A 14,201-nucleotide genomic window follows, 5' to 3' on the forward strand; every position below is an offset into this window, starting at 1 on the left:
TAAAGCATGGCTAAAATTCGTGTAGGTCGGGTAGGCGAGCAGATTAAAAAAGAGCTTAGCCAAATTATCCAGACAGAAATTAAAGATCCACGCGTCGGTTTTATTACAGTGACTGGCGTTGAAACGAGTAATGATTTGTCCCAAGCCAAAGTATATTTGAGCGTGCTGGGCAGCGAAGAGCAAAAGGAAGAAACGCTTAAAGCAATCGGCCGAGCAACAGGCTTTATCCGTTCTGAGCTAGGCAAGCGGATGCGTTTGCGTCATACGCCAGTGCTGATCTTTAAATTCGACAGCAGCATTGAGTATGGAAGCCGTATTGAAGGAATCCTCGAGGAAATTAATGGGGAGAACAAAGGATCATGACGGCTGCTGCGACCTATTTGCAGCAGTTGGATGATGCACTTGCTTTTATGCGTGATGGGGACGACTTTTTGGTCGTCTCCCACGTTCAACCAGATGGCGATGCCATTAGCTCGACGGTCGTCGTCGGCTGGCTGCTGGAGAAGCTTGGGAAAAAATCCAAGCTGATTAACGAAAGTGAGCTGCCTTCAAGACTTGCTCATTTGCGCTCATTCGATACGATTATTAATTATGGTGAAGTACAGCTATCAGAATCGTTTGCTCGCGTTATTGCAGTCGATTGTGCGGATTATCGCCGGATGGGCAAAGTGGAAAGTTTGTTTGCTGCAGGCGTAGAACTGCTTAACATCGATCATCATCCAACTAATGACGGCTTTGGTACGGTTCAATTGATTCGTCCGAATGCAGCAGCTACGGTTGAAATTTTATATGATTTAATTGAAAGTGCGGGCATTTCGATTGATTTGGAATGCGCGACGGCTATATATACAGGTTTGATTACAGATACTGGCGGTTTTCGCTACTCAAATACGACACCTCATGTGATGAATATTGCTTCCCGCATGCTGTCGATTGGTGTACCGGGTCACAAATTAGCCGATCTGCTGCTCGAAAAGATGACGATGCCAAAGCTGAAGCTTCTGCAGCGTTGTCTTAGCAGGCTTACTTTTAGCGATAATCAGCAAATTGGTTGGCTTTATGTCAATAAGGATGATTTTGCTGAGACAGGTGCTGTTTCGGAGGATATGGAAGGCATCGTCAATTATGCTCTGAACATTGACGGCGTGGAAGTCGGCATTATGTTTAAAGAAACAGAAGATGGCGGAGTGAAAGCCAGCTTAAGATCAGCAGGAACGGCCGATGTGGCCGCGATTGCCCAATCCTTTGGCGGCGGTGGACATGTACGCGCTGCTGGCTGCCGAATTGATGCACCGCTTCAAGAAGCAATCGCCCAATTGGTCGATGCGGTCAGAAAGGCGTTGAGCTAACAGATGGACGGTATTATCGCAGTATGGAAGCCCGCTGGCTGGACCTCGCATGACGTCGTAGCCAAGGTGCGGAGACTGCTGAAGATGAAGCGTATCGGCCACACGGGGACGCTGGACCCGATGGTGACAGGTGTTCTGCCGCTATGTCTCGGCAGGGCTACTCGTGTAGTTGAATACGTGCAGGAGCGTCCCAAGGCATATGAAGCCGTTATCCAGCTTGGCATTGCAACGGATACAGAGGATTTGACAGGCTCGGTTACGCAGGAGCAAACAGGTGTGCAGGTAACGCGTGAAGATATTATTCGCGTGCTGCGCAGCTTCGTGGGCGTTATCGAACAAGTTCCGCCGATGTTCTCTGCTGTAAAGGTAGATGGAAAACGTTTATATGAGCTGGCACGTGAAGGCAAGACGGTAGAACGCAAGTCACGGAAAGTAACGATTCATCAAATTGAACTGCTTAATCTGGAGCTTGATTTAGGGTTTCCGCGTTTTTCGTTTTCGGTTGTTTGTTCGAAAGGAACGTATATCCGCACTTTATGTGTAGATATCGGCCAGGCGCTGGGTGTTCCAGCGGCGATGGCGGAGCTCACCCGGACGATGTCCGGTGGTTTTACGAAGGAGCAATGCGTAAGCCTAGAGCAGATTGAAGCTCTTGGCACGGAGGGAATCGGGCCGTTTATTTTGCCTGCTGAGCTGGGTATCCAGCATTTGCCTCGCGTTACGGTCGATGCTCATTCGGCCTCGCTTGCTCTGAAAGGACAAAAGCTTCCGCTTCGCTTGCTTGCTGAAAAGCTTGAAACGGAGCAGCCGGTACGTCTTTTTGATGAAAATGGTTTGTTTATTGGTATTTTCGAGGCCGATCATGCTTTATCAGTGTTGAAGCCTATCAAGGTGTTCTCGTAACTGAGCCCATACTCGGTTATCGGAAAGTCATATAGGAATTGCAGGTGCATCAGCGTTGGAAATGATTTCATTGGAATATCCGGCAATTGAGCTGCCGGAACAGCTGCGAAACAAATCGCTTTCTATTGCAATTGGACATTTTGACGGTGTACATCGCGGACACCGCAATGTCATTGAGCAAGTCGTTGCCGCTGCCAAGAGCAACGGAGGATTGTCTGCGGTTATGACGTTTAACCCGCATCCAAAGGAAGTTCTGGGCCGTGGTGATCAATATTACAATTGTTTGACGCCACTTGCAGTCAAACAATCGCTATTTGCTGAATTAGGTGTTGATTTGGTGCTAGTCGTCAAATTTGACCATGATTTTGCAGCGATTATGCCAGAGCAGTTTGTTGATGAAGTGCTTCGCCCTTTAGGTGCAGCCCAAATTGTAGTTGGTTTTGATTTCAATTTTGGCTACAAGGGCCAAGGAAATGCTGCCACAATGAAGGCGTTATGCGAGCCGGACATTGAGGTCGAAATCGTTGAGCCGTTGTACGATAATGGCTTGAAGGTAAGCAGTACTTACATTAGGCAGGCGCTTAGCGACGGTGATATTGAGCTTGCGACGAAGCTGCTTGGGCGTCCCTATGAGCTAGCAGGGACAGTGGTGCATGGCGATGGCAGAGGTAGCAGCATTGGCTTCCCGACAGCTAATGTGGATGTTTCCTTGCCTTATGTTATGCCGCGCCTCGGCGTTTTCGGCATTTCAGCGGTCGTACTGGGCAAGTCGTATTATGGCGTATTAAATCACGGGATGAAACCTACTTTTAATAAGGAAGATATTCGTCCGGTGTTGGAAGCCCATCTATTCGACTTTCATCAAGTTATTTACGACGAGCCCATTAAACTGCAATTTCATTCTTTTATTCGTCCCGAGCAGCGCTTTAGCGGTGTAGATGAGCTTATTCGCCAAATCCATGCGGATGCCGAGCAGGCGAAGCGACAGTTTGGCGTCGAATAAATGCCGGTTGGCATTTACTTTTGCTATAGGCTTGTGATATACTGAAACACGTTGCGATTCTACTTTTTGTCAGAATATGCAGCTGCAATTGGAACCTTAGCTTGGATGTCCGCTCTCACCGACGGCGCCTGGGCTAATGGCGATTATTGAATATAAGTTCAAGGAGGTGACTTTAGGATGGCAATTACACAAGAGCGTAAACAAGAATTGATTGATACGCACAAAACGCATGCGAGCGATACGGGTTCACCGGAGGTTCAAGTAGCTATCCTAACGGAAAACATCGTTAACTTGACGCAACATTTCCGGGAGCACAAGAAAGACCACCACTCCCGTCGTGGTTTGCTCAAGATGGTAGGTCAACGTCGTAAGCTGTTGAGATACCTTAAAAACAAAGATGTTAGCCGTTATAGCGCATTGATCGAAAAACTCGGCCTTCGCCGCTAAAACATGTTTCAAGAGAAGCAACCTGGTTGTTTTGCTGTCCGGCATTACGGACTTGGCAAAATCGGGTTGCTTTTTGTAATATGCGAAGGTTAAGCAGGATATAGAGGTCCTGCTGGCGAAGGTTATGTTTGTCAATCGTTTAAATTAATTTTTGAAATACAGGAGGGATACGTTTGCAACAAGTTGAAATGATTTTGGGTGGACGGAAGCTTGTATTGGAAACAGGCAGACTTGCGAAGCAAGCGAATGCTGCTGTTACTGTACGTTATGGCGACACCGTTGTACTCTGTACAGTGACCGCTTCCAAAGGTCCGAAGGATTTAGATTTTTTCCCGCTTACAGTGAACTATGAAGAACGTCTTTATGCAGTTGGTAAAATCCCTGGTGGATTTATTAAACGTGAAGGACGTCCAAGTGAGAAAGCGATTTTGTCCAGCCGTCTGACGGACCGTCCGATTCGTCCGTTGTTCCCTGAAGGGTTCCGTAATGATATTCAAATCGCGAATATCGTCATGAGCGTGGATCAAGATTGCTCGCCTGAAATGGCTGCAATGATTGGTACTTCCGCAGCGCTGGCCATTTCTGATGTGCCATTCAACGGGCCAATCGGCGGCGTGAGCGTAGGTCGTGTTGATGGTGAGTTTGTGATCATTCCAACCGTTGAGCAAGAGCAGAAAAGCGATATTTTCGTTGTAGTAGCTGGCACGAAAGATGCCATTATGATGGTGGAAGCAGAAGCAAATGAAGTTCCTGAGGATGTAATGCTGGAAGCGATTATGTTCGGGCATGATGAAATCAAGAAAATCGTCGCTACAATCGAGCAACTGCAGGCCATTGCCGGCAAGGAAAAAATGGAAGTAACGCTTCATGCAGTCAACGAAGAAGTAAATGCCGCAGTTCGTGCATTTGCATCTGCTCGTTTGGTTGAAGCGATTCGCATTCCCGAGAAGCATGAGCGTCAAGATGCCATTGATGCCGTTAATGCGGACACGGTTGCGCATTTTGAAGAAGCATATGCGGAGATGCCTGAACTGCTTGGCGATGTCAAAGAAGTGCTTTATGATATCGTTAAAGAAGAGGTTCGCCGCCTGATTACACATGAAAAAATCCGTCCTGATGGTCGTGCGCCAGAAGAAATTCGTCCAATCGAATGTGATGTGGCGATCTTGCCGCGTACACACGGATCTGGACTATTCACACGTGGACAAACACAAGCACTCAGCATTTGTACGCTTGGACCGCTTGGCGATGTGCAAATTCTTGACGGCATCAGCCCGGAAGAAACGAAACGTTTTATGCATCACTATAATTTCCCGCCATTCAGCGTAGGTGAAGCAAGACCGCTTCGTCCTCCAGGCCGTCGGGAAATTGGACATGGTGCACTCGGCGAGCGCGCTTTGTCGAAAGTTATTCCATCTGAGGCTGACTTCCCGTATACGATTCGTCTTGTATCCGAGGTGCTCGAATCGAATGGATCGACTTCGCAGGCTAGTATATGTGCAAGCACACTTGCTATGCTGGATGCAGGCGTTCCGATTAAAGCTCCGGTTGCAGGTATTGCAATGGGTCTGATTAAAGATGGCGACCATTTCTCCATTTTGTCCGACATTCAAGGGATGGAAGATCATCTCGGCGATATGGACTTTAAAGTAGCGGGTACAGCAGAAGGTGTAACTGCCATTCAAATGGATATCAAAATTGACGGTATCGATCGTTCGATATTGGAGCAGGCGCTTGAGCAAGCACGCGAAGGACGCATGCATATTCTAGGTAAAATGACAGCGATTATTTCGGAAGCTCGTCCTAACCTTTCCCAATATGCACCTAAAATTCTCACGCTTCGCATTAATCCGGACAAAATCCGTGATGTTATCGGCTCTGGCGGTAAAATCATCAACAAGATTATCGAGGAAACTGGCGTGAAAATCGATATCGAGCAGGATGGCATGGTTTACATTGCTTCTTCGAACGAAGAGATGAACCAAAAAGCCAAAGCGATTATCGAAGGTATCGTGAAGGAAGTTGTAATTGGCGAAATTTATTTAGGTACGGTAAAACGGATCGAGAAGTTCGGCGCATTCGTTGAAATTTTACCGAACAAAGATGGTCTTGTGCATATTTCCCAGCTGGCGAACGAACGTGTCGCTAAAGTGGAAGATGTCATTGCAATCGGCGACCAAATTACAGTTAAAGTAACGGAAATTGATCAGCAGGGCCGTATTAACTTGTCCCGTAAAGCTGTATTGACGCCAACTGTACCAGCACAATAACGGCTGCAGCGTTACATGATAGGGGCACCGCAAGGTGCTTTCTCAAAATATAAGAAATTATAAGTTTCACACTTATAATGGGCTTATATTTCACCTTCAAAAACGGTAGCTTTGCCGTCAGAACGGCGACAGCCGTTTACGCTTGAAATATAAGAATGCAGAGATTTCCTCTTATATTTACGCGTCTATTCTACGCCAAACGGACTGTTGCCGCAAAAAAACGGCAACGCCGTTTATACTTGTTTTTTTATACTCGAAGCAAAGAGCCAGATTCCATCTGTCTCTTTTTATTTTGTCGTCAAAAATCGCCTGCCTATAGAAGGCATCCATTTTCCTTAACATAATCTCGTCCCAATATTCATACATATGGAGCAATGAGGAACGGGGTGAATGAAGATGCTGAGAAAAATAGGGGTAGCCATAGGCTGTATGCTGATTATGGTGGTGTTCATTCTCGCGAATGGAGGAGGTACGGCGGGCTATATCAGCGCAATTAAGCAGGAAAAAGGCATGATGACGCAGCTTCAAGATTCAATTTTGGATGAAAATAAAGCAAAGCTGCGCGCTTCTGTCTTAGCGGAGTCCGAGAGTCGCTCCATTAAGCCTATCGATGCCCGGATTGACCGTGTATGGAAGGCTATTCCCGGCTACAATGGGCTTGAGGTGGATGTCGAGGCCACGGTGGAGAAGACGATTGCATCGGGCGCCCTTTCGCCGATTTTATATGTGTACAAGGAGACTTCTCCACGTATTAAGCTTGCGGATTTAGGTCCGCTTCCAATATACAAAGGCAATCCAAACAAAAAAATGGTGTCGCTAATGATCAATGTTGCGTGGGGCAATGAATACATAACGCCGATCCTTAAAACCTTGAACAAGGAAGAGGTAAAGGCAACTTTTTTTCTAGATGGCTCGTGGCTGAAAAAATATCCGGAAATCGCCAAGCAAATTCAAGCGGAAGGGCATGAAATGTCCAATCATGCGTATACGCATCCGAAGATGAGTGAGCTCAGCCGAAATGATGCTTATTTGCAAATTTCCCGTACGGAGGATTTGCTTAAATCGACGCTTGGCGTGACGAATAAGTGGTTTGCCCCGCCTTCGGGCGATTTTAACCAAATGACGGTACAGGTGGCGGCGGAGCAGAGGCTTCGCACGGTGTTATGGACAATTGATACGGTTGATTGGACCAAGCCGGGGGCAGACTGGATCATTCGGCGCATTTCGTCGCGGCTGGAGCCAGGCGCACTTATTTTGATGCATCCAACAGCGTCCTCGCGCGATGCTTTAACCGGAATGATTCGTGAAATCAAACGCCAGGGCTATACGCTTGGCCCCGTTAGCGAGACGCTTTCGGAGGCGCGAATACCTGCTGCTGTTGAGCCGCAACCATAATTTTGATATAGTGTTAACATTCATGCTTACAGGAGGACCCTTCGTGAAAAAATATACGCTTAGCAACGGTTTAAGAGTCGTAGTTGAATATATCCCAACCTGCCGTTCGGTTTCATTTGGCATTTGGGTCAAAACAGGCTCCCGCAATGAGACGCCTGAAAATAACGGGATCTCCCATTTTATCGAGCATATGCTTTTCAAGGGGACAGATCAACGCACGGCGAAAGACATTGCCGACCTGTTCGATGGTATTGGGGGCAATGTCAACGCATTTACCTCCAAAGAGTATACCTGCTATTATGCCAAGGTGCTGGATGAGCATTTGCCGCTCGCTGTAGATGCGCTTTCGGACATGTTTTTCAATTCCAAGCTGGACGAGGCGGATTTGGCGAAAGAGCGGAACGTTATTTTAGAAGAAATTTCGATGTATGAGGATACGCCAGATGACAAGGTTCATGATGAAGCTTCGCGTGCTGCCTATGGCGATCACCCCCTCGCTTATTCAATTCTGGGCCTGGAGGAGCGTCTTGCCGAAATGACGCCTGATACACTGCGCGTGTATATGAATGATTATTACACGATTGACAATACCGTCGTCAGTGTCGCCGGCAATGTGGAAGAGGGCAAGCTGCTGGAGCTGCTGGAGCAGTATTTTGGCAAGTTTGATCGCAAAGGTACATCGCAGCTGGTGGAAGCACCGGATTTCCGCGGCGATTATATTTTCTATAAAAAGAAAACCGAGCAAAACCATCTTTGCCTGTCCTTTCAAGGCTGTTCGATTTCTGATGAGAAGCTGTATGCGATGGTGCTGCTCAATAATGCGCTTGGCGGCGGCATGAGCTCGCGCCTGTTCCAAGAAATTCGCGAAAAGCGCGGCCTCGCCTATTCGGTTTATTCTTACCACTCTTCTTATGCGGACAGCGGCTTGTTTACCCTGTATGCGGGTACTGCGCCGAAGCAAACGAAGGAAGTGCTTGATTTGACGATGGAGCAGCTAGAGGAGCTTGCTTCCAAGGGGCTTGAGGATGCTGAGCTTCATCGTGGCAAAGAGCAGCTGAAGGGCAGCCTGATTCTTAGTCTGGAAAGCACAAGCAGCCGAATGACCCGTCTTGGGAAAAATGAGCTGATGCTTGGCCGGCATTACACGCTCGATGAGCTGCTAGGGCGTATTGATTCCGTGACGATGGACGATGTGAGAAGCGTAACGGAGCGTTTGCTCGCGGCACCTTTTGCGGTGGCAATGGTAGGTTCAAGCGAAAGGGCTGCATCTAAACTTGGGAGGGATCGTTTTGTATCGCGTATTGTTTAAAAGAGTAGAGGGCAACGAAGACATCAAGCTTCCTTGCAAAATGTCCGAATGGGCTGCTGGCTTCGACCTGCAGGCCGCTGTATCAGAGCCTGTTGAGCTTGCTCCAGGTGAGCGCAAGCTTATTCCTACAGGCTTTGCGATGGCAATGCCTGCCGAGCTGGAGGCGCAAATTCGTCCACGCAGCGGACTGGCCTACAAGCATGGCATTACATGCTTGAACTCCCCAGGAACGATCGACGCTGATTACCGCGGAGAAGTGAAGGTGCTTCTCGTTAATTTGGGGCAGGAGCCGTTCACAATTGCACGCGGCGAGCGCATCGCCCAAATGGTGTTCCAGAAAGTGCCGATTATTACTATTGAAGAGGCAGATGAATTGCCGGATACGCTGCGTGGCAGCGGCGGGTTCGGACATACTGGCGTTTAATGATTAAGACTGGAGCAGCTGCTCTGGTCTTTTTTTTCACCCATTCTGGGCCCAGGCATAAGATAGTCTATATCTACATGCGCGAGAGAGGAGTGAAGCCGATGCTAACAGGCGTTCAGGTGCTGCTGATCGGCGGCGACGCCAGGCAGCTCGAGGTGATCCGCAAACTGACGGAGCTGGATGCGACCGTAGTCATATCGGGGTTTGACGGTCTGCAGTCGACGCCAGATGGAGCCGTTCAGGCTGAATATGATGAACGGTTGTTTGATGGGGTAGACGCATTAGTACTGCCTGCTGTCGGAACCGATGACCAAGGCGTCATTAGTGCTGTATTCAGCGATAGCGAGATCAGGCTGGAAGAGCGCCATATGGCTCGCTTGCCTAAGCACTGCAAAGTATATGCCGGTATGGCAAAACCATATTTGAGCGACCTCTGCAAGGGGCATCAGCTGGAATTGGTAGAGTTGTTTGAGCGCGACGATGTCGCGATTTACAATTCCATTCCGACAGCTGAAGGTGCGGTAATGATGGCGATTCAACATACCGATATTACGATTCATGGCTCCACCTGCATGGTGCTCGGATTCGGAAGAACGGGGTTTACATTGGCACGGACGTTAAAAGGCTTAGGGGCGAATGTGCTTGTTGGGGTACGCCGGGGAGAGCATTTTGCAAGAGCGCTCGAAATGGGCTTCGAGCCTTTCTACACCAGCAATTTGCGGCAATATACGGGCAATATTGACTTGCTTTTTAACACAATTCCGACTATGATAGTCACAGCGCAAATTATAGCAAATCTTCCTTCGCGAAGCGTCATTATTGATCTGGCTTCGAAGCCTGGCGGAACTGATTTCCGCTTTGCTGAGAAACGGGCCATTAAGGCGATGCTCGCGCCCGGACTCCCCGGTATCGTCGCACCCAGAACTGCTGGACGAATCATAGCCGATTGTTTAACACAATTGATTATGGACGACTTGATAAATCGGGGGAATGGGGAATGAATTGGTCCGGGCTTACAGTAGGGTATGCATTGTCAGGGTCTCACTGCACGTTTGCCGAGGTTATGCCGCAAATCCAGCGGTTTGTAGACGCAGGCGCGAACGTAGTACCCATAGTATCGCAGACGATTATGACGACGGATACGAGGTTCGGAACGTCGGAGCAGTGGCAGACACAGCTCAAAGCGATAACTGGCAATGAAATTATTTCGACGATTGTGCAAGCGGAGCCGCTTGGCCCATCGAAGCTTATTGATGTGCTGCTCATTGCACCATGCACGGGCAATACAACAAGCAGGCTGGCTAATGCGCAGACTGACAGCGCGGTGCTTATGGCATCCAAATCGCAAATGCGCAATGGAAGGCCAATCGTCATTGCCATTTCTACGAATGATGGTCTGGGCCTTAATTTGGCGAATATTGCGAAGCTGATTGTAACGAAAAATATTTATTTTGTGCCGTTCGGCCAAGATAATCCGGTTCAGAAGCCCAATTCGCTCGTAGCAAGAATGGACCTGGCACTGGAAACATGCGAGGCGGCGCTGCAAGGCAAACAGTTACAACCGCTCATTATTGAGCGTTTTAATTATTAAGTTTTTTATTCTGAGCTTTTATAAGACCCGAGGGGAGCATTACGGCAAATGTCAAATCAAAAATTGTTTAACGTTGCAGTAGTTGGCGCAACAGGCGCAGTAGGGGAACAAATACTAAACTTGCTCGATAAGAGAAACTTCCCTATTAAGGAACTGAAGCTTCTGTCTTCAGCGAGGTCTGCTGGTACGAAAATCACATTCAAAGGCCAGGAAGTGACGGTGGAGGAAGCGAAGCCGGAAAGCTTTAAGGGCATTGATATAGCATTATTTAGCGCTGGTGGAGACGTTACGAAGGCGCTCGCGCCGCATGCAGTTGAATATGGAACGGTATGTATTGACAATACGAACGCTTACCGTATGGATCCAAATACGCCGCTTGTTGTGCCTGAAGTGAATATTGACAAGGTGAGCGAGCATAAAGGTATTATTGCGAATCCGAATTGTTCGACGATTCAGATGGTAGCTGCGCTTAAGCCGCTTCAAGACAAATACGGCATTAATCGCATAATCGTATCGACTTATCAAGCGGTATCAGGAGCAGGTGCGAAAGCTATTGAGGAAATGCTGCGCCAGACGCGTGCATCCCTTGACGGCGAAGCGGTGAATCCGGCTATTTTGCCAGTAGGCTCTCTGCCTGTGAAGCATCAAATCGCCTTTAATGCGATTCCGCAAATCGACAAGTTCCAAGAAAACGGCTACACGCTAGAAGAGATGAAGATGGTCAATGAAACGAAGAAAATTTTGGATGACCAAACCATTGAGGTTACGGCTACTTGCGTTCGTATTCCAGTCGTTTACGGCCATTCGGAATCGGTTTTTGTTGAGCTGAAAAATAACTACGATCTGGAAGATGTCAAGCAGCTGTTGTCTGACGCCCCGGGTGTCGTGCTGGTTGATGATCCGGCGAATCAGCTTTACCCGCTCGCAACGGAAGCAGCCGGCAAGCCGGAAGTATTTGTCGGACGTTTGAGACGCGATCTTGGCCATGAAAATGGGCTTAACCTATGGATCGTATCGGATAACCTGCTTAAAGGGGCCGCATGGAATGCGGTTCAAATCGCCGAGCACATCGCACAGGCTTAACGAATAAACGGTGTAAGGACTTGATAGCTGGCAGCATCTTGCCTTTCGGTGATGGGGGAAGAGGCTTATGCGAACTCTCGTTATGAAGTTTGGAGGAACCTCAGTATCATCCGATTTTGCCAGAAATCATTGTTTGGAGCATATTAAGCGTGAACGCGAAAATGGTTTTCAGCTCGTCGTTGTCGTTTCGGCTATGGGTCGCCTGGGCGACCCATATGCTACGGATACGCTGCTTGGTTTAGTACGAAGCAATGGTGAGACGCTTCCGCTGCGTGAGCGGGATATGCTGCTGGGCTGTGGTGAGATGATTTCTGCCGCGGTCTTATGCAGCTTGCTTTGTTCAAAGGGCATTCCCGCTACCATTTTAAGCGGCTATCAAGCAGGCATTATTACGGACGGGCATTTCGGCCAAGCGAGAATAACCGACTTGCGTCCGGAGCAGCTTCTAAAGAATCTTGGTGAAAATAAAGTTGTTATCGTTACCGGTTTTCAAGGTGGCACTGAAGATGGAGAGCTGACTACGCTCGGCCGCGGCGGTAGCGATACATCGGCGACTGCACTTGGCGCTTCACTGCGTGCAGAGCGGGTAGATATTTATACCGATGTCAATGGTATTCTGACAGCTGATCCGCGAATAGTGAATGATGCAAAACCGCTTCTTGTCGTCAGCTATGCAGAAATTTGCAATATGGCTCGTCAAGGGGCTAAAGTCATTCATCCGCGTGCTGTTGAAATTGCCCAGCAAGCCGGAATACCGATCCGTGTGCGTTCGACCTTTTCGCTTGATGAAGGAACGTTGGTAACGGATAGCCCACTTCATGCTGCTGGAATGGTAAGTGACCGACATGTGACAGGCATTGCGCACGTAGCGGGCATTACTCAAATTTCGGTGCAGACGGTAGAAGGCAAGGCTGACGTCCAGCTGCAAGTTTTTCAAACGATGGCCCGTCATCATATTAGCGTAGATTTTATAAATGTGACGCCAAGCGGAGTCATCTATACCGTATTTGACTACGATGCAGCGAAGGCTGTAGCCGTCCTGACGGACTGCGGTTATGCACCGACCGCGATTAGCGGCTGTGCAAAGGTATCAGTCATTGGCGGTGGCATGAACGGTGTTCCAGGCATTATGGCCCGTATTGTAGAGGCTCTTACGCTGCAGGGTGTTTCCATTATGCAGGCAGCGGACTCCAATACGACCATCTGGGTATTGGTCAAGGATGCGGACATGGCATCCGCGCTGCGCGCGCTTCATGCCAAGTTCGAGCTTCATTTATAGCAGGATCAGCTGCAATAGACCCGTTTTGCGAAGCAAAGCTTTGAGCCCCGGCTTTCGAAGAAGCTTTGCTTTGCCAAATTCGGAGTAGAAGAAGTAAGTTTTGCTCCGCAAAACTTGAAGATTATGCTTACGAAGTAAGTTTTGCTCCGCAAAACTTTTAGGAGGAATCAAAATGGAATATGGAAGGTTAGTTACGGCGATGGTCACCCCATTCGATGCCGCTGGCGAAATTGATTGGGATGCGACTGGGCGATTAATCGATTACTTAATTGAAGAGCAGCTTAGCGATAGTCTTGTTGTATCTGGAACGACGGGGGAATCTCCTACGCTTACGGATGAGGAGAAAGAAGCGCTATTTCGTTTTTCGGTAGAGCGCGCTGCAAGGCGGGCTAAAATTATTGCAGGCACAGGCAGCAATAATACGGCACATTCCATCCATTTGACAAAGGTGGCAGAGGCGTGTGGAGTTGACGGTGTGCTGCTCGTAGCGCCTTATTACAACAAGCCGAGCCAGGAAGGCCTTTATCAGCATTTTAAAGCGATTGCAGATTCGACGAAGCTTCCGGTTGTATTGTACAACGTTCCGGGCCGTACAGTCGTGAATATTTCGGTTGAAACGACGCTGCGCCTAGCGGCGATTAGCAACATTGTAGCCACAAAAGATTGTGCGTCATCGGAACAGATGATCCAGCTTGTAGCAGGCGCTCCAGAGGGCTTTAAAGTTTACAGTGGCGACGATGCGGCAACGCTCCCGACTTTAGCAGTAGGCGGTTATGGCATTATCAGTGTAGCTAGCCATGTTATCGGCAAAAAAATGAAGCAGCTTATCGAGGCTTATGTGAGTGGGGACGTTGCTTTGGCGGCCAAGCTAAACGCTGAATGCTTCCCAGTATTCAAGGGCTTATTCGAATGTCCGAACCCGGTACCGAACCCGGTTGCTCTGAAGCATGTAATGGGACTGAGCGGCTTCCCGGTTGGCGGAGTTAGACTTCCTTTGGTAGGCGTTACCGATTCGGAAGCTGAATTTTTGCAAAACCTCGTCGATTCTTCAACTGCATTTTAGTTCAAGCTCTTATCAAATCACGAAGCTGGTGCCCAGGCACCGGCTTTTTTTATTCACCTAAATTGTTTTCATGACCCCAAAATTC

The 14,201-nt window shown here is 48.5% G+C and carries 14 protein-coding genes; all 14 read left to right on the plus strand.

Translation table 11 applies throughout. The features are described 5' to 3' along the window. Nucleotides 1–6 precede the first annotated feature (6 nt). The 14 genes from rbfA to dapA all read left to right on the plus strand — a co-directional run bounded on the left by rbfA (nucleotide 7) and on the right by dapA (nucleotide 14,116). Nucleotides 7–363, plus strand: coding sequence for a 30S ribosome-binding factor RbfA (gene rbfA / locus ABEW34_RS24250; RefSeq protein ID WP_046230756.1), 357 nt, complete (start codon nucleotides 7–9; stop codon nucleotides 361–363). Next, entirely contained in the window at nucleotides 360–1,349 is a 990-nt protein-coding gene (locus tag ABEW34_RS24255; RefSeq protein WP_430162132.1) for a DHH family phosphoesterase, read from the plus strand. The genes rbfA and ABEW34_RS24255 overlap by 4 nt, the downstream gene beginning before the upstream one ends. A gap of 3 nt (nucleotides 1,350–1,352) precedes the next feature. Beyond that, nucleotides 1,353–2,252 (plus strand): tRNA pseudouridine(55) synthase TruB, encoded by a 900-nt coding sequence (gene truB / locus ABEW34_RS24260; protein ID WP_430162134.1) that lies wholly within the window; start codon nucleotides 1,353–1,355, stop codon nucleotides 2,250–2,252. A gap of 61 nt (nucleotides 2,253–2,313) precedes the next feature. Further along, the gene (locus ABEW34_RS24265) at nucleotides 2,314–3,255 is read left to right on the plus strand and encodes a bifunctional riboflavin kinase/FAD synthetase (protein ID WP_430162195.1); all 942 of its coding nucleotides are present in this window, start codon (nucleotides 2,314–2,316) and stop codon (nucleotides 3,253–3,255) included. 177 nt (nucleotides 3,256–3,432) lie between these two features. Further along, on the plus strand, nucleotides 3,433–3,702 hold the full coding sequence (gene rpsO / locus ABEW34_RS24270; protein ID WP_046230760.1) for a 30S ribosomal protein S15: 270 nt from the start codon (nucleotides 3,433–3,435) through the stop codon (nucleotides 3,700–3,702). Nucleotides 3,703–3,890: 188 nt separating this feature from the next. Then, entirely contained in the window at nucleotides 3,891–5,972 is a 2,082-nt protein-coding gene (pnp, locus tag ABEW34_RS24275) for a polyribonucleotide nucleotidyltransferase (protein WP_430162196.1), read from the plus strand. A gap of 390 nt (nucleotides 5,973–6,362) precedes the next feature. Further along, nucleotides 6,363–7,367 carry a polysaccharide deacetylase family protein gene (locus ABEW34_RS24280; RefSeq protein WP_430162136.1) on the plus strand — a complete coding sequence of 335 codons (1,005 nt, stop codon included), beginning with the start codon at nucleotides 6,363–6,365 and terminating at the stop codon, nucleotides 7,365–7,367. A 43-nt stretch (nucleotides 7,368–7,410) separates the two neighbouring features. Further along, nucleotides 7,411–8,676 (plus strand): M16 family metallopeptidase, encoded by a 1,266-nt coding sequence (locus ABEW34_RS24285; RefSeq protein WP_430162138.1) that lies wholly within the window; start codon nucleotides 7,411–7,413, stop codon nucleotides 8,674–8,676. Next, nucleotides 8,657–9,100 (plus strand): dUTP diphosphatase, encoded by a 444-nt coding sequence (gene dut, locus ABEW34_RS24290; protein WP_430162140.1) that lies wholly within the window; start codon nucleotides 8,657–8,659, stop codon nucleotides 9,098–9,100. Before ABEW34_RS24285 ends, dut begins: the two co-directional genes overlap by 20 nt. Before the next feature lie 101 nt (nucleotides 9,101–9,201). Further along, on the plus strand, nucleotides 9,202–10,101 hold the full coding sequence (gene dpsA / locus ABEW34_RS24295; protein ID WP_430162142.1) for a dipicolinate synthase subunit DpsA: 900 nt from the start codon (nucleotides 9,202–9,204) through the stop codon (nucleotides 10,099–10,101). Beyond that, entirely contained in the window at nucleotides 10,098–10,691 is a 594-nt protein-coding gene (locus ABEW34_RS24300; RefSeq protein ID WP_046230765.1) for a dipicolinate synthase subunit B, read from the plus strand. Before dpsA ends, ABEW34_RS24300 begins: the two co-directional genes overlap by 4 nt. A 48-nt stretch (nucleotides 10,692–10,739) precedes the next feature. Next, nucleotides 10,740–11,774: an aspartate-semialdehyde dehydrogenase gene (locus tag ABEW34_RS24305; protein WP_046230766.1), complete on the plus strand. Its 1,035-nt coding sequence runs from the start codon at nucleotides 10,740–10,742 to the stop codon at nucleotides 11,772–11,774. 67 nt (nucleotides 11,775–11,841) lie between these two features. Beyond that, nucleotides 11,842–13,053, plus strand: a complete 1,212-nt coding sequence (dapG, locus tag ABEW34_RS24310) for an aspartate kinase (RefSeq protein ID WP_430162145.1) — start codon at nucleotides 11,842–11,844, stop codon at nucleotides 13,051–13,053. A 172-nt stretch (nucleotides 13,054–13,225) separates the two neighbouring features. After that, complete coding sequence (gene dapA, locus ABEW34_RS24315) at nucleotides 13,226–14,116, plus strand: 4-hydroxy-tetrahydrodipicolinate synthase (RefSeq protein WP_430162147.1); 891 nt, start codon at nucleotides 13,226–13,228, stop codon at nucleotides 14,114–14,116. The last annotated feature ends 85 nt before the right edge of the window (nucleotides 14,117–14,201 follow it).

Source organism: Paenibacillus algorifonticola, from assembly GCF_050481745.1.
Taxonomy (GTDB): Bacteria; Bacillota; Bacilli; order Paenibacillales; family Paenibacillaceae; genus Pristimantibacillus; species Pristimantibacillus algorifonticola_A.